Source organism: Pantoea sp. S61 (assembly GCF_016625145.1).
GTDB classification, from domain to species: domain Bacteria; phylum Pseudomonadota; class Gammaproteobacteria; order Enterobacterales; family Enterobacteriaceae; genus Pantoea; species Pantoea rwandensis_B.
The window spans coordinates 18,756-42,657 of the sequence record NZ_JACVUO010000022.1; the positions used below are offsets into that span (position 1 = coordinate 18,756).

Here is a 23,902-nt window from a genome sequence, read left to right on the forward strand (position 1 = left end):
TGCCAATTTCTCCAACATCCTCCGCGCGGTTTTAAACAGCAACGTCTTCAGCTCATGCCCAAAACAAACCAACCCGAATATCAAAGCACTTCCAATAGCCTGCCAATTTCTCCAGCATCCTCCGCGCGTTTTTGAAACAGCAACGCATTCAGCTCAAGGCCAGAGCGGACCAGCCCGAAGAGCAAAGCGTCTGGGCCATGGATGGCCCAGCCGATCTGCACGGATGCGTTTTGTCTTTGCGATCGGGCTGGTCCGTTCTGGCCCTGGCTCCCAACCAACAGCAACTTTAAATCCAGCTCCCAGCTCCCAACTCCCTCAATCTCCTTAAATTCCCAAAAAGAGGAAAACTTGAGTAACAAAAAGAGGATTAGTTATCCCTGCGCGGAACGCTGGTTGTCAATGACTCGGTTTGCTATGTTGCCATGAGTTATTTCGCGGAGCGCAGCAATGCAACTTCTTACCCCTCGCTTGTCCCTGACACGCTTACAACCCGAAGACTGGCAAATCTTCAAAGCGGTACATGAAGATCCCGGCACCATGACCTGGGTCAGTGAAATCCCTGACGAAAACGACATTCGTCAGCGCTTCACTGAACGCCTCGCACCCTGGCAAGTCACCAGCTTCCACATGCTGTGCCTGGTGGCGCGCTTGCGCGAAACCAATGAACCCATTGGCCTGTTCGGATGCAGTGCCGAATGGCAGCCTTATCGGCAGGCCGAGGTCGGCTACATGCTCTGCCATCGGTTCACTGGAAACGGCTACGGCAGTGAAGCGCTCAAGGCACTGTGCGACTTCTTGCTACAGGCAGAATTTCATAAACTCAAAGCTCTGGTCATAGAGGGGAATTGGCCGTCCCGACGCATTCTGGAAAAGAATGGTTTCGCGTTAGAGGGCACGCTGCGGGATAATTATCTGCTAAACGACCAATGGGTAAACGATTGGGTGCTGGGTCGCCTGAATCCACAAAATTAAAAAAATATTCTGTTGCTCTCGACAATTCTGTTATCAGCGCGTTATGTTCTTTCTTCGGTCACCGCAGTGACCAGCGTCGCTCGGACGGTCCGGGCGCCTACGTAAACCAGAGGACATCATGGCTGATAACAGCACACCCCGTCGTTTCTCGCGTATTGAACGCCTTCCCCCGTATGTATTTAACATCACCGCTGAATTGAAGATGGCTGCGCGTCGGCGTGGCGAAGACATCATCGATTTCTCGATGGGGAACCCGGATGGCCCTACGCCGCCACACATCGTGGAAAAACTCTGTCAGGTAGCGCAACGCGAAGACACGCACGGTTACTCCACCTCGAAAGGCATTCCTCGCCTGCGTCGCGCCATCTCGCGTTGGTACGCAGATCGCTATCAGGTGGAGATCGATCCCGAATCAGAAGCGATTGTCACCATCGGTTCCAAAGAAGGGCTGGCACACCTGATGCTGGCGACGCTCGATCATGGCGACACCGTACTGGTGCCAAATCCGAGCTATCCGATTCATATCTACGGCGCGGTGATCGCCGGTGCGCAAGTGCGTTCCGTACCGCTGGTGGCAGGCGTTGACTTCTTCAACGAGCTTGAACGCGCCATCCGTGAAAGTTACCCGAAACCGAAGATGATGATCCTCGGCTTCCCATCCAATCCCACTTCACAGTGTGTTGAACTCGACTTTTTCGAACGGGTGATCGCGCTGGCGAAACAGTACAACGTGCTGGTGATCCACGACCTCGCTTATGCCGACATCACCTATGATGGCTGGAAAGCGCCGTCGATTATGCAGGTGCCGGGCGCACGAGACGTGGCGGTGGAATTCTTTACCCTGTCAAAAAGCTACAACATGGCAGGCTGGCGTATCGGCTTTATGGTGGGTAACAAAGAGCTCGTATCTGCACTGGCGCGCATCAAAAGTTACCACGATTATGGCACCTTCACCCCACTGCAGGTTGCGGCGATTGCCGCACTGGAAGGCGATCAGCAATGCGTGCGTGATATCGCTGAACAGTACAAACGCCGTCGTGACGTGCTGGTGAAAGGCCTGCATGAGGCGGGCTGGATGGTCGATCTGCCGAAAGCATCGATGTACGTCTGGGCGAAAATCCCCGATCACTACGCGCATCTCGGTTCGCTGGAGTTCGCTAAACTGCTGTTGCTGGAAGCCAAAGTGTGCGTCTCACCTGGCATCGGCTTTGGTGACTACGGTGACACCCATGTGCGATTTGCCCTGATTGAAAACAGCGATCGTATTCGTCAGGCGGTACGTGGCATCAAAGCGATGTTCCGCGCGGATGGTATATTGCCGGGAACGGTAAAAGCGCTGGAAGAAGAGTAAAACTAAGAAGGGCGACTTTGGTCGCCCCGCCTGGCAGGATTTATTTGAGCATCAGCACGAAGGTGCCTACCCAGATTAACAGGAAGAAAGAAACTCCCATCAAAGCGTATCTCACAAAATGACTCCTCTGAGCGGTTACCATGCTGGTGATCCCACTCCAGCGTAACCCGAACAGAATAAGAGAAAGGTGAAGTTCATAACCGCTGCACGCTTTCTTCTCAGGTGGTTCCAAGCGAACTCAGAACAGGATCGAGCGCTAATTTACGCGCAATCGATCCGAAAATAAATAGGCCATTTCTGAGAGATTGCTCACATTTTCATCGCGCTTCAATTTCCGGTATCGCGGACATGCCCACACGCAGTTGTGCCAGATCGGGTTGGTTGGCATCCAGCACAATTTTCACCGGTAAACGCTGCACGACCTTGGTGTAATTACCGGTAGCATTGTCCGGTGAAATGGCGGAGAAGGTCGCGCCTGTCGCCGGTGCAATGCTGTCGACATGACCGGTAAAGGTCTTGCCAGGCAATGCATCGACTCTCACTACCGCTTTCTGCCCAGGCTGGACATCTGCCAGCTGAGTTTCAAGATAGTTGGCGGTGATATAGGTTTGCTGTAAGGGCACCACAGCCAGCAAACGGGTTCCGGCGCTGACGTAAGCGCCCAATCGCACCGAACGCTGACCCACCATACCCTCTACCGGCGCCACAATCCGCGTGTAAGAAAGATTTAATTTCGCCTGATCCACGCTAGCCTGCGCCGCCGTCACATCGGCTTCTGCCTGACGCACGGCCGCTTGCAACACGCCAACCTGTTTCATTGCGGCTGCCAGCGCCGCTTCACTCTGGCGCACCGCAGCGGATGCTGAACGCTGAGTTGAACTGGCTTTCTGCTGCTCATCAGCAGCAATAGTGCCGCTTTTATACAGCTGGTTATAACGCGCCGCACTCTGTCCGGCATATTGCGCTGACGCCTGGCTCGCCGCTAAGGTCGCTTTGGCTTCATCAATCGTTGATTGCTGCTGCTCCAGTTGAGCCTGGCTGCTCAGGCGCTTGGCATCGCTGACCTGCAAATTCGCCTGCGCCGTTTCCAGCGCCACGCGGTAATCGCGATCGTCCAGTGTGGCCAGCAGTTCGCCCGCTTTTACTCGCTGGTTATCTTGCACATTCACACTGGCGATATAACCGGACACTTTGGGTGCCACCAGCGTGTAATCCGCATTGACGTAAGCATCATCCGTGCGGTGATCATTCCCGGTCATTGATGACCAGACAAAAAAAGCCATGGCCAGCAACACGATTAATAGGGCACTCAACAGTACTGTTCTTTTCAAAGCAAAAGCTTGCATATCAGTTATCTCGACGTCGTCGTAACAGGTTGAATCAGGGTTTGTGGCGGCCAGACACGTTTTGGCAGCCAGGCAGTCAGCAATAGCAGCAGGGCAGCGAAGCCAATCAGCATCTGATAACAGTCACTCAGGCTAAGCACCATCGCCTGATGTTTCAGTAACGTTGCGAAACCGCTAAGGTTCTCTGCGCTACTGGCGCTGCCATCAGGTAATAAAGGAAAACTGCTGCTGGATTGGGCGCTGCTGGGCGCGGTCATCAGCCAGGGGCGACTGGCGGCATTGCCCACCAGCACGCTGGAGTGAAACTGTTCCCGGTGACTGATAAACCACCCCACCAGGGTGCTGGCGGCAATGCTCGAGAAGCCGCGCACCGTATTAAACATCGCGGAGGCAAAAGGGCCTTCCGGTGGCGCAACCACGCTGGTCGCACTCATCAATACCGGCAAAATCACCATCGGTTGACCGAAGGCCTGCAACATCTGGATTTGCCAGAAATTTTGCCGCGCCCAGTCGCTGGTGATATGCATGCCCATCAGGCAGGAGATCACCAGCAGCGCCACGCCAGCGGTCAGCATCCAGCGGCAATCAATCCAGCGGATATTCAGCAGTGCCGCCACCAGCGGGGCGATCAGTAATTGCGGCAAGCCGATGGTTAATGCCAGCGGCGCGAACTGCAGCGTGCGGAATCCCTCCACCTGGCCAAGATAAGCTGAAGGCAGCGCCGATCCGGAAAGTGACAAAATCAAGACACCTGCCAGCGCCAGCAATCCGTGCGTGAGATTGTGACGACGCAGCATCTGGAGTTTGAACAGTGGCAGCGGGTGAAACCATTCATTAATAAAGAACACAGTTAGCAATGCCAGCGCGCTCAATAATAGCGCCGCAAACAGCGGTGAATTGAGCCAGTCGAGACGTTCGCCCTGCGTCAGCGCCAGAATCAGCAGTGCCATGCCTGAGCAGCCGGTGAGCATGCCGAAAAGATCGATCTGTTTGAAACGCTCGAAGCGCAGCGGGTCTTGCGGTAAGCCCCAACCAATCAGCAGCATGGCGATCAGCATGCTGGGGATTATCTGCCAAAACACAAACATCCAGCTCACCTCATCGGTCCAGAAAGCGGCGAGCGTGGCGGCGAGATTGGGACCAAAGGTGGCGGTCAGCGCGTAGGCACCAAGGCCATAAAGCTTGATCGGCGGCGGCAGAAATCGCAGTGCCACGGTCATGAGTAACGGTGGCAATGCACCGCCAAATAACCCCTGCATCACGCGCAGCGCAATAAAGAGTGTGGCGTTCGGCGTTAAAGGCAGCAGTAAACCGCACAGCATGAAGCCAGCGGAAACAGCCAGAGCAAAACGACGCAGGGAAAAGGTCACGGCAAACCACGGTGCGATCATCATCGCGGCCACTTCTGCGGCCTGATAAGCGGAGATGATCCAACTGCCTTGATCGTAGCTAATGCCGATAGCGGCACGGATATCCGCCAGCGCAATATCCGTCACGCGGTCATTTAATCCGGAGGTGAGCGCAGCAATCAGCACGCCAACCAACCCCAGCGCCAGGCGCAGGGTAAACGGATGGGGAGCCGGAGCCGCAACAGGCTGGGCGTTCATAACAGGTGTCTCTTTTTATTATTGATGCAGTGTATTGCGATGTGATACATGTCGCATCTTACATCTCGGTATGATGTATTGCAATGTGATACAGGGTGTAAAAGTGCGGTCATTCGCGCTAAAGTAGGGCAGGCCAAAAAGGAACGCACAATGGTTGAACTTCCCTCAAGCCGTGAGGATGAAAAAGCGGGTGGCATTCAGGTCATCGCGCGTGCGGCAAAAATTCTGAATGCGCTGGGTGAACATCCGGGTGGCATGAGTCTGGGCGAAATTGCGCAGGTGGTCGATCTGCCGCGTTCAACGGTGCAGCGTATTATCGCCGCGCTCGACAGTGCGCAACTGGTGCGCAGCAGCGGGGCGGGCGGGCTGCGTCTGGGACCGGCTCTGCTCAAGCTGATTTCCAGCGTGCACAGTGATGTGGTCGAAATCGTCCGTCCATTTCTGGAACAACTCTCAGCCGATATTAACGAGACCGTCTCGCTGGCGCGCGCCAGTGGCACGCAGTTGGCGATTGTTCACTATGTGGTGGCATCCCGGGAATTGCGCGTGGTGCCACGCATCGGATTGAATCTCCCGCTCTATAGCACTTCAGGCGGTCGCGCACTGCTGGCACTGGAAAGTGATGAAGATGTGCGAGTGATGGTCGGCGAAGCCTATAAAGAGTTGACCGAAATGACGGTGAAAACCCTGCCGCAGCTGCTGGAGCTGATTGCTGAAGTGCGTAACAGCGGTCTGGCCATCGATCGTGGCGAAACGCTGGAAGGCATTTCCACCATGGCGGTGGCGATCGACACGCTGTTTGGTCGCTTCTCCATTTCGCTGCTGGTGCCGACGGCGCGTTTTCATAAACAGGAAGCACGCTATCGTGATGAAATCATGAAATGCAAAGAGGCGCTGATTCGCGAAATTGGCAAAATGACCGCTGTGGAAGGATAACCAACTGATGAAAACCTTGCTGATGGCCATCGATAACTCACCGGTGGCAGAAAAAGTCATCGCGTTAACTATTGAACAGGCGCTGGCACAACAGGCTCAGGTCACGGTGTTGTGCTGTGTCGATCCCACTTATTCCTCCTGCAATCAACCGATCGAAATCGATGCGGGCGAAGATCCGGATGATTTCGTCGCGGCAAAAGATGAACAAAACACCGCTGAAATGGTGGTGCGCCACGCCCTGGCACCGCTACTGCGTGCCGGTGTGGCTGCCAAAGGTTTGATTCTGGCCGGTGAAGCAGCGGAAACCATTGTGGCACAATCCAATGCATTGAAGGCCAGCATGATCATCATCGGTCGCCGTCATCTCTCTCCTTTCAATCGCTTACTTAAAGGTTCGGTGAGTGCGGCTGTGATTGAGCGCGCCAACTGCCCGGTTCTGATTGACGTTCGCAAGGATTAATCACGCTCCATGTTTTCCCTCTTACCTATCACGCTGGCAGCGTTTGCGCTGCTGGCGGTGATTATCATCGTTCTGATTCGCACCACCGCACTGCGCTTATGGCAGGGGCTCGTGCTGTTTTTACTGCCACTCGTATTGGCGAATATGCTGTGGTTCAGCTGGTTGCATCCACGGCAGGAGCGACAGGCGCTGGAAACCGAGGTGGCAAACCAATTAAGCCTCGCGCCAGGCTATCGTCAGTTAAAAACACAGGAGCCAGCGCTGTGGCAAATGCTTAATCGTGAGTTGCTGCACAAGCGTATGGAAGGGGTGCCTGCGGATCAGGCACTGGGCGAGTTGCGTGGATGGTTAATGGATCTGGTAAATCAGCGTATGGCGCGTGCAGACGACGAAACGCTGCTCAATTATTTGCGCGTGTCAGTGCAGGAGATGCAGGCACTGCAGCAACCGGAGCCACAACGCTGCTTTCGCTTCCTTTACCCGCAGGTAAATGGCGGCATCAATCTGCAACAAGCGCTGTCACCGACGTTATACCAGCGTGATGCACAGGCGTTAGATTTGCTCCTGCAAAACAGCACCGGCGAAGAGCGTCCGATTGATCAGCAGGGCGCACAACGTGATTTGCAAAGCGTCGTGGAGAAACTTTACGGCAAGTGGGGTGATAAACTTCAGCAACTCAACATGCCTGCTGATACTGCCGTCGATCGCAGCGCCATGTGTGCCATGTCGATTGATCTTTACAGCGGTATTCTCGCATTGCCTGCCAAACAGTCCGCCAACCTTTTGCGTAAAATGGTCAGCCTTACCGGTTAGGTTTACGCGTAAAAAAAAGCCCGCTCAGCGCGGGCATAATGGTCACTTTCCGTTTGTTTTTCTCGTGTCACCTGGTGTGGTGCAGACTTCGTGCTGTCTGAAAGCATCATGGCATCGGTTAAGTGATATGAAAAACCGTTTGGTTTTATTGATTTGATTGGTAAAAACTTTTTCAAAATGACTATTTCGCGCCAGTTTCCTATAGATGCGTGCGGCATAGGCATTTAGACTGCTTCGCTTGGAAGAGGACACCCTAATGAAAAAAATGCTGATTAGCGCACTCGCGCTTTTTATGCTGGCCGGTTGTAGTGTCAGCAAACCCGGTGGATTTGAACGTGTTGATGAAGATAAAAGCTCAAATACCGTGCAATATCGTTATGACCCGCAAACGTTGAATAAAGATGCGATGGAAGTCGATCTGGCGAATTATTGCAACCAACGTGGATTTGATAAAGTGGAATCGCTGCCGGCACAGGACAGCCATCTGCCCGGATTAAAGAAAGCCTGGTATCAATGTAATTACGCGGTAAAAAGCTAAAAGAAAGGGCGGGATAAATTCCCGCCCTTTTTGTTTTTTTATTATGTGCTGTGTGTGCTTTGCCCAATTACCAATGGCGACCATGATAACCATGGTCATGATGCCAGCCGCCACCGTGCCCCCAGCCCGGTCCGCGACCATATCCGTCATGAACGATACAACCACTCAACATCGTCATAATGGCAACAACCGAAGCAGCTTTAATAAGTGTTTTCATGGAGAGTCCTCCTCTTTTCCAATGAGGCCAGATTACCGGGGAAAAGTGGAGTGAAGATGCAGTAAATGTAGAGTTATTTCTGGATCTATTACCAGATATGTCAATTTAAAGCTAAAAACGTCAAGGCGGGAAATAAACCAATCAGATAAAACCGAATGCCTGATGATAATAACGCGAATAGTCTGAAATGCAATCCTAAATAACAGCCGTTCTCAACTTCAAAAACATTATGCAGGAAAGAAGGAGAAAATAGATGCCGCAAAGTGATGCGGCATCTGTGGGAATTAATTATGCAGCAAAGGTTCACTGACGTTTTGACGATTTGGCAGACGGATGCTGAGCGACAACACCAGTGAAATCACCAGCAGTGTCATGATCAAGCTGAAGGTCACGGTAAAACCACCAAACACGGAAGCCACCAGTGAACCCATCACGCTGCCGATACCGAATCCCAGGTAAATCAGCCCGTAATTTTTCGTCAGATTATTAAGACCGAAGAAATCGCTGACCAGAGAAGGGAACACGGTGATGGTGCCACCAAAGCTAAAGGCAACGCAGGCCAGTGACAGGAAGAAGGTGGTTTCGTTCATCCGGGTAAACAACAAAATACTCATGCCCACCAGAGAAACGATCTGTGCCAGTGAAATGACGCGAATACGTGCCATTTTATCGGAGAGTACGCCGAGAATAAGGCGGCCACTCAGGTTAGCAATCGCGATGACAGTCACGGCATTAGCGGCGGTTTGCGTGGTCAGATGGACCATGCCTTCGCCGATGTCTTTCGCTACGCCAATGACATACAGTCCGCTCATGCAGGCAGTGAGGAACATCAGTGCCAGCATCCAGTACTGTGGCAAGCGCACGGATTGCGCCAGCGTGTAATCTTTTTCCTGCAATTTCGCGTTACCGCTGCTTTGCTGGATCGGGGCATCACGCATCATCAGCGCACCCACAATGATCATACTCATCGCCAGCACACCCCAAATCATAAAGGTGTTCTCCAGGCCGTAAGTGCTGAGCAACGCGCCACAGATAAATTTGAAACCCAGGCTACCTAAGCCATAAGCGCCAATTGAGCAGGCGGAAATTAACCCTTTACGCTCCGGGAACCACTTCACGCAGTTTGACAGCGTCATCAGGTATCCTGCGCCATCCGCTAAACCGACCAGGATGCCGGCGCTGAGATACAGCATCATCAGGTTATCGGCATGAGCGGTCAGCCAGAAGCCAATCGCCATCAATATACCGGCGCCGATGGTGACGTTACGCACACCAAAGCGCTCCTGTAATTTCCCCGCCAGTGACGATGCAATCGCGAGCCCCAGGCTTAACAAACCGAATGAAAAAGCGACCTGACTAATGGGAGCATCGAGTTTATGTGCCAACTGGCCGTTAAACAGGCTCCACGTATAGACCGAGCCCAGAGCAAACTGCGTGATAATAGTGCCGATAAGGGTAAGCATGCGGGTGTGCTGCAACTGCGCGGATATTTCTGTTTTCATTTTTATCTCTCCCCTCAGGGAATGCGGAATCTGCAGCGATAATAGGCAGCTTACGCGCGCGCGTGGCGAAGCAGGGCATCAAGAGACAGGACGAGGGAATGAAATGCAGTAAAACGGGTATGAATGGCATTAGGCCCTTGGGATGTCAATTTAAGCGTGGCGGTTGCTATGGGTAAACATGTGTAACCAGGTGTGATAAGCGCGCCAGTTTTGCTGCAAGAGGACAGATTTTTGCCAGGATTAAAATTCACTAACAGGAGGAAATATGACAGACCGAGCATATGAATCCGCGTCAAGCGAGGATGAAGTTTGCTGCATCATCGGTCAGGCGGTGATCGAGTTAAGCGATGAGCATCAGCCTGTGAATAAATCCACGCTGTCGCTGAAATTACTGGCTATGGCCGATCGCGACAGAGATGATGAACGCGTTCTGCTTTACTGGATTGCCAGAAAAGCCATCAGTAAACCTCACCAGCTCAATATCGGCGTTCAGGGCTGGCGCTAGAGGACCAAAGAGCGGGCGCAATGCCCGCTCTCGCTATTTACGCCAGGCGTAATTTGCCTGCCGTGGGCCAGCGCACAAACATCACCATATTCCCCATCAGAATCATCGCCAGACCCACGATGGCATTGCTGTGCCATTGATATCCCTCATAAATGGTCGACAACGTTAGTGCCACCAACGGGAAAAGCAGTGTGCAATAGGCGGCCTGGCTGGCTCCGATACGACCGACGAGCGTGAAATAAGCGCCAAATCCCAGCACCGAACCAAAAATGGCCAGATAACTCATCGAACCAAGCCACTGCAGATTCAGCGCAGGCGCTAATGAATCGCCATTCAGTAGTGCGATGATTGCCATAACGATTGCACCATATAACATGGCATAGCTGTTGGTGGTCAGCACATCACGTTGACGGCGCTGATGGCGAGTTGAAATCATGTTACCCAAAGAGAATCCAAGCGTGCCCAAAGCACTTAGCCCAACGCCCCATAGCAGTTGCGGAGCCGGGTGCGCTGCCTGAATGTCATTCCAGAACAAGGCAACAATTCCCCCCAAGCCGAGCACGGCCGCGGGTAACAGGCGAAACGGTGGGCGCTGACGGAAAAAGATCCAACTATTAAGCGCGTTATATAACACTGCCATGGAGAAGATGACCGATTCCAGGCCACTGCTGATCCACGCTGCCGCATGATAGAAACAAACGAAGTTGAAGCCAAATACGCAACAGCCTTGCAGTAAGCAGAAAAGGTGATCCTGCTTATCCAGTGGGCGCAGGCGTTTAATCAGCTTTAGGATCACTAACATCAATACCGATGCCAGTAAGAAGCGCCAGAATACCGCCACCAGGACTGGCGTGTTGGCCGCCTCTTGTTGTAGAAAAATGGCGATCCAGGTGGTGCCCCAAATCAATACAACCGCAAGGTACAACATGATGTTCATCGTAAACTCTCCAGCAAAATCATTGCCCGAAGTGTGACGAAAACAATCACCACTCGCTTGCACGCCGTTGCGCGTGAATTGCAAAATCTTGCGCTTTTTACACGGATGTCCCGCGTTGGCCTGTTTTCTGGCCGGGGAGATCCGTAAACTGTGCGTTATTAACCTGTGAGTGGACCTCCCGATGCCCGATTATCAGACCTTTGACATGCTGCAGCGCCATAAAGCGCAACTGCGCGATAGCGTGCAGCTGTCGGGTGGCATCAAGTTGGCGGCCTGGTTTAATAGCGGCGATCGCGTCACCAACCTGAGCGACCACCACACGCTGAGCCTGTATACCGCTGATGGCTATGATACCTGGCACAAAACCCAGCATGGTTGGCGCAATGGCGGTGGTCCGGATCGCTTCTGCCTGATGCCGAGCGGGGTTGAATCGACCTGGGATCTGCGTGCCGATTTGTCATTCGTGCACCTTTACTGTACGGATGAGCACTTGCGGCATCTCGGTGAGCAGATCTGGGATCGCAGCCCCGCGCAACTCAACCTGCATGAAAAGATCTTTGCCGATGACGATCGCATCACGCAGCTTTATCGCCATTTCCTGCTGAGCGTTGACTGGCAGCAACCCGCTAATCAATTGATGTTGAGCAGTGCCTCGACGTTGTTGATGACGCATCTTTTGCAGCGCTACAGTGAAGTGCAGTGGCAGGCGCCACAGGTGCGTGGCGGATTAGCGCCCGCGGTATTGCGACGTGTATTGGCGTTTATCGATGCGCAGCTGGATCAGCCTTTGACGCTGGCACAGCTGGCGGCAGAAGCGGCCTTGAGTGAATACCACTTTGCACGCATGTTCCGCAGCAGCGTGGGTGAAGCGCCACATCAGTTCGTGATGCGTCGTCGTATGGATACCGCACTGCAACTGCTAAAGTTCAGCGCTCTGCCGTTAACTGAGATCGCGCTGCGCTGCGGTTTTCACTCCTCCAGTCACTTCAGTAACCGTTTCCGCCAACTGCATGGCGTAACGCCCTCCGCATGGCGCCAAAACCCGCATCAGCTTTGATTTCACTGTAATTGCCTGAAACAGCCAGTTTCTACCTTCGAGAAACGTCGCAAATTCATTCACTCACGCGTAATTGTGGTGATTTTTTCTTCGCCTTAGATACAATGCCATCCATTAACATATTGTTTTTGATGTGATAATTACATGTTTAGCTTATGCGGAGTGGTAATGATGGAAATGCGCGTTTCAAAGCTTGAAGCCGATGTATTTGAAATGAAGGCAGATATTAAAACGTTGAAAACCGATATGGAAACGGTGAAAACCGACCTGGCGGTGATCAAGTCTAACTACGTAACGAAAGCCGATTTACATCAGGAAATCGGCAAAACGCATGTAGAGATCGCCAAAATTCACAAAGAGATGACAAAACAAACCAAATGGATCCTGGGTGGAATAATGAGCGCCGCTGGGCTCAGCTTGGGCATAGCTCGCTGGCTGTTTTGAGGAGGGAGGGAGGTCTGAACTGGTGTCCCCTGCAGGAATCGAACCTGCAACTAGCCCTTAGGAGGGGCTCGTTATATCCCTTTAACTAAGGAGACGCGGCGCGCAGTATAGCGTACCGACCAGCAGAATTTAACCGTGTTAATCCTGTTTGCTCAATCTATCAACAATGTCGTGCCACAGATCACTGTTGTTTCTTCTGCGCTTTCTCTTTGCGCTTCTGTTCCGCCTTCGCTTTGGCCTTCGCCGCCTCACTCATATCGTTGCGAATTTGCGCATGGCTGATCAGTGCAAAAATCAACGTACCGCCGGTGATATTTCCCAGCAGGGTAGGCAGCGCAAACGGCCAGATGAATTCCTGCCAGGGCAGCGTGCCGGCAAACACCAGATACAGCACTTCAACGGAACCCACCACAATATGGGCCAGATCCCCCAGCGCGACCAGCCATGTCATCATCACAATCACCACGATTTTGGCCGCGCCCGCGTAAGGGAACATCCAAACCATGGTGGCGATAATCCAACCTGAAATCACGGCATTGGCAAACATTTCGCTGGGGGAGTTGTCCATCACCTTTTCGCTAATCACGGTGAAGGCCTGACGCGTCGCCTCGTCAAAAATCGGCATATGATTAAACGCCAATGCGCCGAGCGCCGTACCGATCAAATTTCCCGCCAGCACCACGCCCCACAGGCGCAATAACAGCATGAAATTACCGCCAGTGGGTTTGTGCATCACCGGTAATACCGCAGTAACCGTGTTCTCAGTGAACAGTTGCTGACGGGCCATTATCACGATGACAAAGCCGAAGGTATAACCCAGATTCTCCAGCAGGAAACCACCGGGTACATCAGCCAAATGCACATGGAAAATCCCTTTTGCCATCAGCGAAGCGCTCATGGATAGCCCCGCAGCCACGGCAGACCACAGCAACGCCATACCATCGCGCTCTAACTCTTTCTCGCCGTCCTGGCGAATCTCTTCATGGATTGCCGCAGCCCGCGAGGGCAGGGCATCTTCATCCACTTCTATCTCTTTACCCTGGTCCTTTTCGTCGCTCTCGACATCGTTGTCATGTTCTGAAATGGATGGTGATTGCTTCATGTTTTCCCCTGGTGATAATGCCAACGCGTAATAAGCGTAGACGGTTTTATCAAGGACGAAATGTTACTAAGATCCAAATTAAGAGTAACAAGATTTTAACTGAGGTGCTTTTTTGCACAGTTCCTTGATCTGATGCGCACGAATACCCCCTTTGAGTGAAGTGAGAGCAACCTCACAGGCTTCGGCCCACAGATTCATTGTGGTATTATCCCCGCCTTATTTCACAGCTGCGATTCCCTCTTTCATGCTCGAAGTCATTAATCTCTCATGCGTTCGTGATGAGCGAACCCTGTTTCATGGACTGAGCTTCCATATGCAACCGGGTGACATTGTGCAAATTGAAGGCCCTAACGGGGCAGGAAAAACCTCACTGCTGCGTCTGCTGGCTGGTTTAAGCCGGGCAGAAGAGGGCGAGGTGATGTGGCAATCGCAGCCGATTCGTCAGCAGCGCGAAATATGGCATCAAAACTTGCTCTATCTTGGTCATCATCCTGGTGTGAAGTCGGTACTCTCACCTCTGGAAAACCTGCATTTCTGGCACGGCGATCGTGATGAAGAAGTGATTTTCGACGCGCTGGAGCAGGTGAACTTGCTGGGATATGAAGAAGTGCCGGTTGCACAGTTGTCCGCAGGGCAGCAACGGCGTGTAGCCCTGGCTCGCTTGTGGCTCAGCCCGGCTAAAATCTGGATTCTGGATGAACCGCTCACGGCCATTGATAAAGGCGGCGTGGAAAAATTAATGGCGCGTTTCGCTGAACATGCCGATAACGGAGGCGCAGTGATTTTGACTACCCATCAGGATCTGCCTGATGAGAGTGAACGCGTGCGCAAAATCCGCCTTATCTCGGAGTGGGCTTGATGTTAGGTCGCGTGATTCAGCGTGAGTTGAAAATTGCATTTCGCAGCGGTGCCGAGGTGATTAACCCGCTGTGGTTTTTCCTGATTGTTATCACGCTGTTTCCGTTAGGTATCGGGCCGGATCCTCAGCAGCTGGCGCGCATTGCGCCAGGCGTGGCGTGGGTTGCGGCATTGTTAGCCTCACTGCTGGCGCTTGAACGACTGTTTCGTGATGATTTTCTGGATGGTTCGCTGGAGCAACTACTTTTGCTACCCACACCGCTGCCCGTCACGGTGCTGGGAAAAGTGATTGCTCACTGGCTGATTACGGGCTTGCCACTGATTTTACTGTCGCCGCTGGCGGCACTACTCCTGTCACTGGATTTTGCTGGCTGGCGCGCGATGGCACTGACGCTATTGCTCGGCACGCCAACCTTGAGTTTTCTTGGTGCGATTGGCACCGGTTTGACCGTTGGGCTGCGGCGTGGCGGCGTACTTCTGAGTTTACTGGTATTGCCGTTGTCGATACCTGTTCTGATCTTTGCCAGCGCGGCCATCGATGCCGCCGGTCAGGGATTGCCGATCGGAGGTTATCTGGCAATTCTTGGCGCGATGCTGGCAGTGAGCGCAACACTTTCGCCGTTTGCTACTGCAGCGGCTTTGCGCATTAGTCTGCATTAATCCGTGCTGCCCCAGAGCTGCCGGTATCCGAATTCTTTTTATTGTGAGCTATGCAAATGTGGAAATGGTTACACCAGTGGGCGAAGCCTGAGCGGCTTTACCAGCTATGCGGTCGCTTAATTCCCTGGTTCGCAGTGCTGGGCGTCGCCACGCTGCTACTTGGTTGGGTATGGGGCTTTGGCTTTGCACCGGCCGATTATCAGCAGGGCAACAGCTTCCGAATTATGTACATTCACGTGCCTGCGGCGATGTGGTCCATGGGTGTTTACGCCTCCATGGCGATTGCCGCGTTCATCGGCCTGGTGTGGCAGATGAAGATGGCAGATCTAGTCTCCGCTGCGATGGCGCCGATTGGCGCAGTATTTACTTTTATCGCGCTGGTCACCGGTTCTGCCTGGGGCAAACCGATGTGGGGCACCTGGTGGATTTGGGATGCCCGCCTAACCTCGGAGCTGGTACTGCTGTTCATCTATATGGGGGTGATTGCGCTCTATCACTCGTTTGAGGATCGTCGCACCGCCGGTCGCGCTGCAGGCATCCTGATTCTGGTGGGCGTGGTTAACTTGCCCATCATCCACTTCTCGGTGCAGTGGTGGAACACCCTCCATCAGGGATCGTCTGGCATTTTGCAGCAGGCGATTGCGCCGAGTATGCGGACGCCGCTGCGCTGGGCCATTCTCGGTTATCTGCTGGTGTTTGGCGCGCTGACGCTGATGCGCCTGCGTAACCTGATTTTGTTCAGCGAGCGCCATCGTCCATGGGCGATCGATGTGGCTCAGGGAGGGCGCAAAGCATGACACCGGCTTTCTCATCATGGAGCGACTTCTTCGCCATGGGCGGCTATGCCTTCTATGTCTGGCTCGCCGTCATCCTCACGTTAATCCCTTTATTTGGTCTAATGCTGCATACCCTGTTGTTCCGCCGCCGTTTGCTGGCAGAAATTCGCCAGCGTCAATCCAGGGAGCGCCGCATTCGCGCGGCCAAGTCGAAAAAAGCTGCCAGTGAAGCAGCAGGAGAAACCGTGTGAATATCCGTCGTCGTAACCGCCTGTATGTGGTGGTGGCGATTTTGGTCGGCTTAGGCCTGGCCACATCGCTGGTGATGTACGCGCTGCGTTCCAACATTGACCTGTTTTACACCCCGAGTGAAATTCTGTACGGCAAAGGCGAAGCGCATCAGATGCCGGAAACCGGGCAACGTCTGCGCGTCGGCGGCATGGTGATGCCTGGCAGCGTAAAACGCGACCCCAAAACGCTGGCTGTCTCTTTCAAGTTGTATGACGCCAACGGCGTGATCAGCGTAAGTTACGAGGGCATCTTGCCGGACCTGTTCCGTGAAGGGCAGGGCGTGGTAGCGCAAGGCGTGCTGGAAAGCGGCAACCTGGTCAATGCCAAAGAAGTGCTGGCAAAACATGACGAAAAATACACCCCGCCAGAAATTGAAGATGCGATGAAGAAAAACCACACAGGACCTGCAGCGACTTATCAGCAGGCAGGTGCTCAATCATGATGCCGGAAATTGGCAGCTTTCTGCTTTGCCTGGCGCTGGGACTCGCGCTGCTATTAAGTATTTATCCGTTGTGGGGCGCAACCCGTCAGGATGCACGTTTGATGGCGATGGCACGTCCGCTGGCGTGGGGCATGTTCGCCTGTATCGTTGCCGCCTTCGTGGTGCTGGTACATGCGTTTATCGTTAACGATTTCAGCGTGGCCTATGTCGCCACCAACTCCAACACCCTGCTGCCGGTTTACTATCGCATCGCGGCCACCTGGGGCGCGCATGAAGGTTCACTGCTGCTGTGGGTGCTGTTGCTCAGCACCTGGACGGTAGCTGTCGCAATTTTCAGTCGCGGTATGCCGCAGGATGCACTGGCGCGTGTGTTGTCAGTCATGGGGATGATCAATCTCGGCTTCCTGCTGTTTATTACGCTCACCTCGAATCCGTTTACTCGTACCCTGCCGAACTTCCCGGTTGATGGCAGCGACCTCAATCCGATGCTGCAGGATATCGGGCTGATTTTCCATCCACCCCTGCTCTACATGGGTTATGTCGGTTTCTCGGTGGCATTTGCGTTTGCTATTGCGTCATTGATGGCAGGGCGTCTCGATACCGCATGGGCGCGCTGGTCACGCCCGTGGACGACCGCAGCCTGGGTTTTCCTGACCATTGGCATCGTGCTCGGTTCGGCGTGGGCCTATTACGAACTGGGCTGGGGCGGCTGGTGGTTCTGGGATCCGGTCGAGAATGCTTCGTTCATGCCTTGGCTGGCCGGTACGGCGTTGATGCATTCACTGGCGGTGACAGAAAAACGGGGTAGCTTCAAATCCTGGACGGTGCTGCTGGCGATCACTGCATTTTCCTTAAGCCTGCTGGGCACCTTCCTGGTGCGTTCTGGCGTGCTGGTATCGGTGCACTCGTTTGCTTCCGATCCGGCGCGTGGCATGTTCATCCTTGCCTTCCTGGTGATTGTGATTGGCAGTTCATTGCTGCTCTATGCGATTAAAGGCGGCAAGGTGCGCAGCCGCGTGCAAAGCGAAACCTGGTCACGCGAATCCTTCCTGTTGGGTAATAACGTGCTGTTAATCGCCGCCATGTTGGTGGTGCTATTGGGCACGCTGTTGCCGCTGGTTCACAAGCAGCTGGGACTGGGCAGTATTTCCATCGGCGAACCGTTCTTCAACACCATGTTCACCTGGCTGATGGCACCGTTCGCGCTGATGCTCGGCATTGGTCCGCTGGTGCGCTGGCGCCGTGATGAGCCGCAAAAGTTGTGGAAACGCCTGGGTGTCGGTTTGCTGGTGACCTTGATCCTGTCGATCGCACTGCCGTGGTTGTTGCAGGATCGCATTGAAGCGATGACGGTGATCGGCCTGCTGATGGCGATATGGGTGATCTTGCTGACGTTGATGGAACTGCATGAACGCGCTACCCATCGCCACAGCTTCTTGAAAGGCCTGCGCCATTTAACGCGCAGCCACTGGGGCATGGTGCTGGGTCATTTAGGCGTTGCCGTAACGGTGGTGGGTATCGCTTTTAGCACGCAGTACAGCGTCGAGCGCGATGTGCGCATGAAATCGGGCGATACCGTGGATATCCACAACTATCACTTCATTTTCCGCGATGTACACAACCTGCAAGGGCCGAACTACAGCGGCGGTGTCGCCATTATCGATGTGACGCGTGACGGAAAATTTGAAGCGGTACTGCATGCTGAAAAACGGTTCTATACCGCAGCTCGCACCATGATGACCGAAGCGGCAATCAGCGGTGGTTTCACTCGCGATCTCTACGCGGCATTGGGCGAAGAGCTGGATGACGGTTCATGGGCGGTGCGCATCTATTACAAACCGTTCGTGCGTTGGATTTGGTTCGGCGGCGTGTTTATGGCGGTTGGCGGCCTATTGTGCCTGCTGGACCCGCGTTATCGTTCGCGCAAAAAAGCGCAGCAGGAGGAGCTGGCATGAGTAAGAAAATCTTGTTCATCCCGTTAGTGCTGTTTCTGCTGCTGGCGGCCGCGCTGTTGTGGCAGCTGTCTCGCAACGCTAATGGTGATGATCCCACGCGTCTGGAGTCGGCGCTGATTGGTAAGCCGGTACCGGTTTTCAAACTGGAAGCGCTCGATAAGCCGGGCAAAATCTACGATCAGCAGGTTCTGACCGACGGCAAACCGATCCTGCTCAATGTCTGGGCCACCTGGTGCCCGACATGCCGTGCTGAGCATCAGTATCTCAACACGCTGGCCGAGAAGGGCATTCGCGTCGTCGGGCTGAACTACAAAGATGATCGCACCAAAGCGGTCATCTGGCTGAACACGCTGGGCAACCCGTACGCGCTGAGCCTGTATGACGGTGACGGCATGTTAGGTCTGGATCTCGGCGTCTACGGTGCGCCGGAAACCTTCCTGATCGACGGCCATGGCATTATTCGTTATCGCCATGCGGGGGATATGAATGATCGTGTGTGGAACGAAGAAGTGAAACCGCTGTGGGATAAATACAGCAAGGGGGCCGGTGCGTGAAACGGCTGCTTCTGTTAATAGCGGGCATTCTGCTCAGCACCAGCCTGTGGGCTGCCATTGATACTTACCAGTTCGATTCGGTACAGCAGGAAGAGCAGTACCGCGATCTCACCGGTTCACTGCGTTGCCCTAAGTGTCAGAACAACAGCATTGCCGACTCCAATGCGATGATTGCCGCAGACATGCGTCTGAAAGTGTATGAGCTGATGAAGCAGGGCCAAAGTCGCCAGCAGATCATCGATTACATGGTGGCGCGCTACGGCAACTTCGTCACTTATGAACCCCCGGTTACCCCTTCAACGCTGATTTTGTGGGTGGGGCCGGCGCTGTTTGTGGTGCTGGGCGGCTTGATTATTATTCTGCGCAATCGCCGGGGGAAAACCCGTAGCGATCTCGATGACGATGAACAACAACGCCTTGCGGCGATTCTTAAGCGTGACGGGAAGCCGTAATGACTGGATTCTGGATTACCCTGATTATTTTGCTGGTAGCGGCCTCGGCGCTGTTTCTCAGTGCAGGCTGGCGTCAACGTCAAGCCACTAGCGGCGATCGCGATCGCCTGAATACCGATTTTTACCAGCAGCGCCTGCGTGAACTCGAACGCGATGAAGAGGAAGGCGTGGTTGCCGAGCGTCCCGAGATGGTACGTGAACTGCAACAAACGCTGCTCACCGATGTGCCAAACGAGCACGCGGCTCGCATCCATCACAGTAGCCGTTGGGTGCTATTGCCGGGTTTGATTGTATTGTTGCTGGTGTCGGTTGGCTTTTACCTGAAGACCGGTGGACTGGCGCAACTGGCCGGTTGGGTTAGCGTACAGCAGGAGTACCCTCAGTTGCGTGCCCGTGTAATGGATCCCAAAGCGGCGCCCTTAACCATGGAAGAGTTGGCTCGCCTACAATTAGGGTTGCGCACCTCATTGCAAGACGATCCGCAAAACCTCAATGACTGGACGATGCTGGGCCGCCTTGGCATGGTGCTGAATAACGCGACCAATGCCAGCCAGGCCTTCCAGCGCGCATTGCAACTGTCACCTGATAATCTGGAACTGCAGCAGGATTATGCCGAAGTCCTGACGCGTTCCAGCGATCCGCAGGACAACCGCCAGGCCAATGTGATGCTGAAAGATCTGCTAAAACGCGACCATAGCAACGTGCGCACCCTGAGCTTGTTGGCATTTAATGCTTTTGAGCAGCAGCAATATGATCAAGCGATTGGCGCCTGGCAGGTGATGCTGAAGCTTCTGCCCGCGGGTGACAAGCGCATTACCATGATAGAGCGCAGCATTGAACAAGCGAAAACTGATGCGGGACAGCAAAATAGTCACCTGGCATTGACGGTGAGTTTAACCTCGCAAGCAGAAAAAATGTTACCGCAAGGCGGAGTGTTGTATATTTCTGTGTCTGACGGTGTTTCACCGGTGCCTGTGGCTGTGAAGCGTTTACCGCTGAGCCATTTCCCGTTATCGCTCACGCTGGATGACAGCAACGCCATGATGCCCGATCGCCTGCTTTCGGCGCAGCATCAGGTGCAGGTCAGGGTGCGTATTTCGCGCGATGGTAGCGCCAATCCTCAGTCGGGAGACTGGTTTGGCTTAAGCGCGATCACCCCCTGGGATGGTCATCAGCAACTGGCTGTGGAGATTAATCAACAGCAGCCCTGAAGCGATACATTATTCAACCGCACAGGGAGATAAGAATGAATAACCGCCTGACCGGTCTGGCGCTGGCCAGCTTGCTGCTGGTGGGTTGTGCCAGTTCCAAACCGGCCGATCCAACGCAGCCTGCGCAGCGTAGCGATCCGCTCGAAGGCTTTAACCGCACGATGTTTAATTTCAACATGAACGTGCTGGATCCTTATGTGGTGCGCCCGGTGGCGGTTGCCTGGCGTGACTATGTGCCGGTGCCTGCGCGCAGTGGCATGAGCAACTTCCTCGGCAACCTGGATGAACCTGCCAGCATGCTGAATTCGATTCTGGTGGGTGAACCGCGCCAGGCAGGAATCCACTTCACACGTTTCTTCCTCAATACCGTATTGGGCTTGGGCGGATTTATCGATGTGGCGGGCAAAGCGAATCCTGAACTGGCGCGAGAAGTTCCGCACCACTTCGGGAGTACTCTGGGTCGTTACGGGGTGGGCTATGGTCCTTATGTGGTTCTGCCGGGTTATGGCAGCTTCACGGTGCGTCAGGATGGCGGCGACTATGTCGATACGCTTTATCCGGTGCTGAGTTGGCTGACCTGGCCGATGTCGATTGGTAAATGGACACTGGAAGGTGTGGAAACACGTGCACAGCTGTTGGATTCCGATGGCATCCTGAAACAGCAGCAGGATCCGTATGCGTTTATCCGCAACGCTTACTTCCAGCGTAATGATTTCCTCGCCAACGGCGGAAAGTTAAAACCGGAAGAGAATCCGAACGCCAGTGCGATTCAGGATGACTTGAAGGACATCGATTCACAGTAACAAAAATGGCGACCGCATTGGTCGCCATTTTTTTCGAGCTAACTATCAGAACTTGTAGTTAAAGTTCGCGCCGTACAGCCAGGCTTTACCCTCGGAGTTAAAGGTATAAGGGCCTTCTTTCACGGTGACTTTCTGGCCGTGCATGTAAGAGATACCAAGGTCAACTGACGCATTTTCGTTGAAGGCGTAAGAAGCACCGGCGCTCAACCACAGACGGTCCTGATCCGGAATTGAGATCGAGCGTTTGTCAGCGGGAACCGGGCTGTCATCAAACGCGATACCGGTACGGAAGGTCCAGTTATCGTCGTAGAAGTAAGTGGTACCCAACGCGATGCGATAGGCATCTTTAAAGCCTTCATCCTTATAGAACAGCGTCTGGCCGTTGCTGCCCGTGGCCTTCAGTTCCTGGAACTGGCTCCAGCTGGTGTAGGTCAGGCTGTAGTGCACGGCCCACTGCGGAGCGACTTTGTGCCAGCCCGACACTTCCCACATTTCTGGCAGGTTCAGCGTGAGTGAACCCGGAATGGTCTGGCCGCTGGTGCCGTATGGCAGGCCTAAGGCAATCGCCTGCGGTGTACCGTTGTAAGCGGTTGGAATGCTGCTCTTATAATCGCCGTCAAAGTCGATTTTTACTTCTGAACGATAGGTGAAGCCGAAGCGGTTGTTTTTATCCACTTCATACAGGATACCGGCGTTCCAGCCGTAGCCCCATTCATCACCTTTCAGGTGGGCAACCTGAGTATCAGCTGGCATGCCGACGCGAGCGCCAGCTTCACCCGCATAACGTTCGATTTTTGCTTTAGCGTAAACCGCATCAAAGCCAACACCAAAGCTGAAGTGCTCATTCAAACGATAAGCCGTGCTAAGGTTAAAGTTACCTGTCATCAGGTCGGTTTTACCACCGTAGCCGCCAGCGGTGTAACCGTCATTGAACTCTGTCGCCAGACCATAGTTAGAGGTGACGGATGCGCCTACCCACCACTGATCGTTAATCGGATGAACATAATGGAGGTTAGGGATCCACTGATTCGGTGCGATGTTTTTCGCATTCAGGCTGTTGCCGGTTGGGCTCTGGCCGCTGATATCAACTTCCGGATCAATATAAACAGTACCGATGGAGAAAGAAGGGCGATCCATCAATGCCATGGTCGCCGGGTTACGACTGGCAGATGCGGCGGTATCGCCCATCGCACCTTCACCCGAATAAGCACGACCTAAACCAATTGCTGAGAATTCATTAAGTTGAAAGCCTGCGGCGTAAACTTGGGAAGAAATAAGTGCCACTGCAGCTGCCACAGCTGACTTTGCAAACAGGTTCTTATGGTTCATGACCACAACCTCATCTAGATTTATTATTAAACGTTGTTACGTCGCGTAACAAAGGACGGCGGATTGTAGGGACTGATGACAAAGGCACATATCAGACCAGTGCGACGAGTATAGGTCTGACCTGTGTATTTGTTGCAATAATGTTTTTTAAATATTTCCGATTTGATCGATAAAATCAGATCTGCTTAACAAAATCTTGTCGATGCCCATCTAGCATAGCGGTCAAATTTGTTCTGGATCAATTTTTAGTGTGATATTCGTCACTTAGCCGCTGAGAGATAGAAGCCAGGCCGCGCGGGGCGTACACTTTGTGTCAGAAAATGATCCGATTGTGTCTATTTATCGTCAGGAGAAAACAATGACTGATGCCATTAAAAAATGCAGTGCCACGGAAACGGCGGCTTGCTGCTGCGTAGATGTTGGCACCGTAATGGACAATACCGATTGCACGGCGAGCTGGTCTGGCGCTTTTGCCGATCGTCATGCGGCTGAAGCGATGCTGAAGCACCTGACGGACAAAGCGCGTCAGGTTGAATCCGAGCCTTGCGTGATTCAAGCCGAGTTCGTTGAAGAAGCGCCAGGCATACGCCTGAATGTTGATTTCACTTTTGCCTGCCAGGCTGAGACCCTCATTTTTCAACTCGGCTTACGCTAATCCTGTCGCTGCCGGAAGCCCTTCCGGCAGCGTTTTCTCTTTTTCGTGTCTTCCCTCGCACTTTTTTTCTTCTGTTATTGGCGACTTAGCAACACCTGGTTAACACTGATGATCAGGTCAGACCTGTTT

General features: G+C 53.6%; 29 protein-coding genes and 1 tRNA gene. 20 read left to right on the forward strand and 10 right to left on the reverse strand.

Annotated features, from left to right (window positions below; genetic code table 11):
* Positions 1–447: 447 nt before the first annotated feature.
* Together IAE30_RS26080 and alaC are read left to right on the forward strand one after the other, a co-directional pair.
* Positions 448–972 carry a GNAT family N-acetyltransferase gene (locus tag IAE30_RS26080; RefSeq protein WP_045816619.1) on the forward strand — a complete coding sequence of 175 codons (525 nt, stop codon included), beginning with the start codon at positions 448–450 and terminating at the stop codon, positions 970–972.
* A gap of 118 nt (positions 973–1,090) precedes the next feature.
* The gene (gene alaC / locus IAE30_RS26085; RefSeq protein ID WP_200539186.1) at positions 1,091–2,323 is read left to right on the forward strand and encodes an alanine transaminase; all 1,233 of its coding nucleotides are present in this window, start codon (positions 1,091–1,093) and stop codon (positions 2,321–2,323) included.
* Between the two features lie 40 nt (positions 2,324–2,363).
* On the opposite strand, the gene ypdK is transcribed toward alaC, so the two are convergent.
* From ypdK to IAE30_RS26100, 3 genes are all read right to left on the reverse strand, one after another.
* Positions 2,364–2,438 (reverse strand): membrane protein YpdK, encoded by a 75-nt coding sequence (gene ypdK / locus IAE30_RS30460; protein WP_100701370.1) that lies wholly within the window; start codon positions 2,436–2,438, stop codon positions 2,364–2,366.
* A gap of 202 nt (positions 2,439–2,640) precedes the next feature.
* The gene (locus IAE30_RS26095; RefSeq protein WP_045816621.1) at positions 2,641–3,669 is read right to left on the reverse strand and encodes an HlyD family secretion protein; all 1,029 of its coding nucleotides are present in this window, start codon (positions 3,667–3,669) and stop codon (positions 2,641–2,643) included.
* Positions 3,670–3,674: 5 nt separating this feature from the next.
* The gene (locus IAE30_RS26100) at positions 3,675–5,276 is read right to left on the reverse strand and encodes an MFS transporter (RefSeq protein ID WP_200681278.1); all 1,602 of its coding nucleotides are present in this window, start codon (positions 5,274–5,276) and stop codon (positions 3,675–3,677) included.
* Positions 5,277–5,426: 150 nt separating this feature from the next.
* On the opposite strand from IAE30_RS26100, the gene IAE30_RS26105 reads away from it, so the two are divergent.
* From IAE30_RS26105 to IAE30_RS26115, 3 genes are read left to right on the forward strand one after another with little or no spacing between them, the layout of a single operon-like run.
* Positions 5,427–6,212 (forward strand): IclR family transcriptional regulator, encoded by a 786-nt coding sequence (locus IAE30_RS26105; RefSeq protein ID WP_034825209.1) that lies wholly within the window; start codon positions 5,427–5,429, stop codon positions 6,210–6,212.
* A gap of 7 nt (positions 6,213–6,219) precedes the next feature.
* The gene (locus IAE30_RS26110; RefSeq protein ID WP_038645626.1) at positions 6,220–6,672 is read left to right on the forward strand and encodes a universal stress protein; all 453 of its coding nucleotides are present in this window, start codon (positions 6,220–6,222) and stop codon (positions 6,670–6,672) included.
* A gap of 9 nt (positions 6,673–6,681) precedes the next feature.
* Positions 6,682–7,485: a hypothetical protein gene (locus IAE30_RS26115; RefSeq protein ID WP_038645628.1), complete on the forward strand. Its 804-nt coding sequence runs from the start codon at positions 6,682–6,684 to the stop codon at positions 7,483–7,485.
* A 2-nt stretch (positions 7,486–7,487) separates the two neighbouring features.
* On the opposite strand, the gene IAE30_RS26120 is transcribed toward IAE30_RS26115, so the two are convergent.
* Entirely contained in the window at positions 7,488–7,709 is a 222-nt protein-coding gene (locus tag IAE30_RS26120) for a hypothetical protein (RefSeq protein ID WP_038645630.1), read from the reverse strand.
* Positions 7,710–7,741: 32 nt separating this feature from the next.
* On the opposite strand from IAE30_RS26120, the gene IAE30_RS26125 reads away from it, so the two are divergent.
* Positions 7,742–8,023 (forward strand): lipoprotein, encoded by a 282-nt coding sequence (locus tag IAE30_RS26125; protein ID WP_038645632.1) that lies wholly within the window; start codon positions 7,742–7,744, stop codon positions 8,021–8,023.
* Between the two features lie 67 nt (positions 8,024–8,090).
* Here the strand turns inward: IAE30_RS26125 and IAE30_RS26130 are convergent, their stop codons facing one another.
* Positions 8,091–8,240: a hypothetical protein gene (locus IAE30_RS26130; protein ID WP_166934934.1), complete on the reverse strand. Its 150-nt coding sequence runs from the start codon at positions 8,238–8,240 to the stop codon at positions 8,091–8,093.
* Between the two features lie 284 nt (positions 8,241–8,524).
* Complete coding sequence (locus tag IAE30_RS26135) at positions 8,525–9,742, reverse strand: MFS transporter (protein WP_200681279.1); 1,218 nt, start codon at positions 9,740–9,742, stop codon at positions 8,525–8,527.
* A gap of 265 nt (positions 9,743–10,007) precedes the next feature.
* Here IAE30_RS26135 and IAE30_RS26140 point away from each other — a divergent pair, with 265 nt between their 5' ends.
* The gene (locus IAE30_RS26140) at positions 10,008–10,247 is read left to right on the forward strand and encodes a hypothetical protein (protein WP_038645636.1); all 240 of its coding nucleotides are present in this window, start codon (positions 10,008–10,010) and stop codon (positions 10,245–10,247) included.
* Positions 10,248–10,284: 37 nt separating this feature from the next.
* On the opposite strand, the gene IAE30_RS26145 is transcribed toward IAE30_RS26140, so the two are convergent.
* Positions 10,285–11,184, reverse strand: a complete 900-nt coding sequence (locus IAE30_RS26145) for a DMT family transporter (protein WP_200681280.1) — start codon at positions 11,182–11,184, stop codon at positions 10,285–10,287.
* Positions 11,185–11,365: 181 nt separating this feature from the next.
* Here IAE30_RS26145 and IAE30_RS26150 point away from each other — a divergent pair, with 181 nt between their 5' ends.
* Both IAE30_RS26150 and IAE30_RS26155 read left to right on the forward strand, forming a co-directional pair.
* The gene (locus tag IAE30_RS26150; RefSeq protein ID WP_200681281.1) at positions 11,366–12,241 is read left to right on the forward strand and encodes a helix-turn-helix domain-containing protein; all 876 of its coding nucleotides are present in this window, start codon (positions 11,366–11,368) and stop codon (positions 12,239–12,241) included.
* 168 nt (positions 12,242–12,409) lie between these two features.
* Positions 12,410–12,685 carry a hypothetical protein gene (locus tag IAE30_RS26155; protein ID WP_234472865.1) on the forward strand — a complete coding sequence of 92 codons (276 nt, stop codon included), beginning with the start codon at positions 12,410–12,412 and terminating at the stop codon, positions 12,683–12,685.
* 20 nt (positions 12,686–12,705) lie between these two features.
* Here the strand turns inward: IAE30_RS26155 and IAE30_RS26160 are convergent.
* Positions 12,706–12,780: transfer RNA gene (locus tag IAE30_RS26160), tRNA-Arg, on the reverse strand.
* 86 nt (positions 12,781–12,866) lie between these two features.
* Positions 12,867–13,787 carry a formate/nitrite transporter family protein gene (locus tag IAE30_RS26165; RefSeq protein WP_038645641.1) on the reverse strand — a complete coding sequence of 307 codons (921 nt, stop codon included), beginning with the start codon at positions 13,785–13,787 and terminating at the stop codon, positions 12,867–12,869.
* A 244-nt stretch (positions 13,788–14,031) separates the two neighbouring features.
* Between IAE30_RS26165 and ccmA the strand changes: the two genes are divergently transcribed.
* The 10 genes from ccmA to mlaA are packed head-to-tail and all read left to right on the forward strand — an operon-like array spanning position 14,032 to position 21,789.
* The gene (ccmA, locus tag IAE30_RS26170; RefSeq protein WP_200681282.1) at positions 14,032–14,646 is read left to right on the forward strand and encodes a cytochrome c biogenesis heme-transporting ATPase CcmA; all 615 of its coding nucleotides are present in this window, start codon (positions 14,032–14,034) and stop codon (positions 14,644–14,646) included.
* On the forward strand, positions 14,646–15,305 hold the full coding sequence (gene ccmB / locus IAE30_RS26175; protein WP_038649973.1) for a heme exporter protein CcmB: 660 nt from the start codon (positions 14,646–14,648) through the stop codon (positions 15,303–15,305). Before ccmA ends, ccmB begins: the two co-directional genes overlap by 1 nt.
* A gap of 56 nt (positions 15,306–15,361) precedes the next feature.
* Positions 15,362–16,102 (forward strand): heme ABC transporter permease, encoded by a 741-nt coding sequence (locus IAE30_RS26180; protein ID WP_034825278.1) that lies wholly within the window; start codon positions 15,362–15,364, stop codon positions 16,100–16,102.
* On the forward strand, positions 16,099–16,332 hold the full coding sequence (gene ccmD, locus IAE30_RS26185; RefSeq protein WP_200681283.1) for a heme exporter protein CcmD: 234 nt from the start codon (positions 16,099–16,101) through the stop codon (positions 16,330–16,332). The genes IAE30_RS26180 and ccmD overlap by 4 nt, the downstream gene beginning before the upstream one ends.
* The gene (ccmE, locus tag IAE30_RS26190) at positions 16,329–16,814 is read left to right on the forward strand and encodes a cytochrome c maturation protein CcmE (protein WP_034825185.1); all 486 of its coding nucleotides are present in this window, start codon (positions 16,329–16,331) and stop codon (positions 16,812–16,814) included. The genes ccmD and ccmE overlap by 4 nt, the downstream gene beginning before the upstream one ends.
* Entirely contained in the window at positions 16,811–18,769 is a 1,959-nt protein-coding gene (locus IAE30_RS26195) for a heme lyase CcmF/NrfE family subunit (protein WP_038645645.1), read from the forward strand. The genes ccmE and IAE30_RS26195 overlap by 4 nt, the downstream gene beginning before the upstream one ends.
* A complete protein-coding gene (locus IAE30_RS26200; protein WP_200681284.1) occupies positions 18,766–19,323 on the forward strand; it encodes a DsbE family thiol:disulfide interchange protein in 558 nt (185 codons plus the stop codon). Before IAE30_RS26195 ends, IAE30_RS26200 begins: the two co-directional genes overlap by 4 nt.
* The gene (locus tag IAE30_RS26205; RefSeq protein WP_034825179.1) at positions 19,320–19,775 is read left to right on the forward strand and encodes a cytochrome c-type biogenesis protein; all 456 of its coding nucleotides are present in this window, start codon (positions 19,320–19,322) and stop codon (positions 19,773–19,775) included. Before IAE30_RS26200 ends, IAE30_RS26205 begins: the two co-directional genes overlap by 4 nt.
* Positions 19,775–20,986 (forward strand): c-type cytochrome biogenesis protein CcmI, encoded by a 1,212-nt coding sequence (ccmI, locus tag IAE30_RS26210; RefSeq protein WP_038645650.1) that lies wholly within the window; start codon positions 19,775–19,777, stop codon positions 20,984–20,986. The genes IAE30_RS26205 and ccmI overlap by 1 nt, the downstream gene beginning before the upstream one ends.
* Positions 20,987–21,021: 35 nt before the next feature.
* A complete protein-coding gene (gene mlaA, locus IAE30_RS26215; RefSeq protein ID WP_038645653.1) occupies positions 21,022–21,789 on the forward strand; it encodes a phospholipid-binding lipoprotein MlaA in 768 nt (255 codons plus the stop codon).
* 45 nt (positions 21,790–21,834) lie between these two features.
* Here the strand turns inward: mlaA and fadL are convergent, their stop codons facing one another.
* The gene (gene fadL / locus IAE30_RS26220) at positions 21,835–23,118 is read right to left on the reverse strand and encodes a long-chain fatty acid transporter FadL (protein ID WP_034825171.1); all 1,284 of its coding nucleotides are present in this window, start codon (positions 23,116–23,118) and stop codon (positions 21,835–21,837) included.
* A gap of 358 nt (positions 23,119–23,476) precedes the next feature.
* On the opposite strand from fadL, the gene IAE30_RS26225 reads away from it, so the two are divergent.
* The gene (locus IAE30_RS26225) at positions 23,477–23,773 is read left to right on the forward strand and encodes a YfcZ/YiiS family protein (RefSeq protein ID WP_075564061.1); all 297 of its coding nucleotides are present in this window, start codon (positions 23,477–23,479) and stop codon (positions 23,771–23,773) included.
* Positions 23,774–23,902 lie beyond the last annotated feature (129 nt).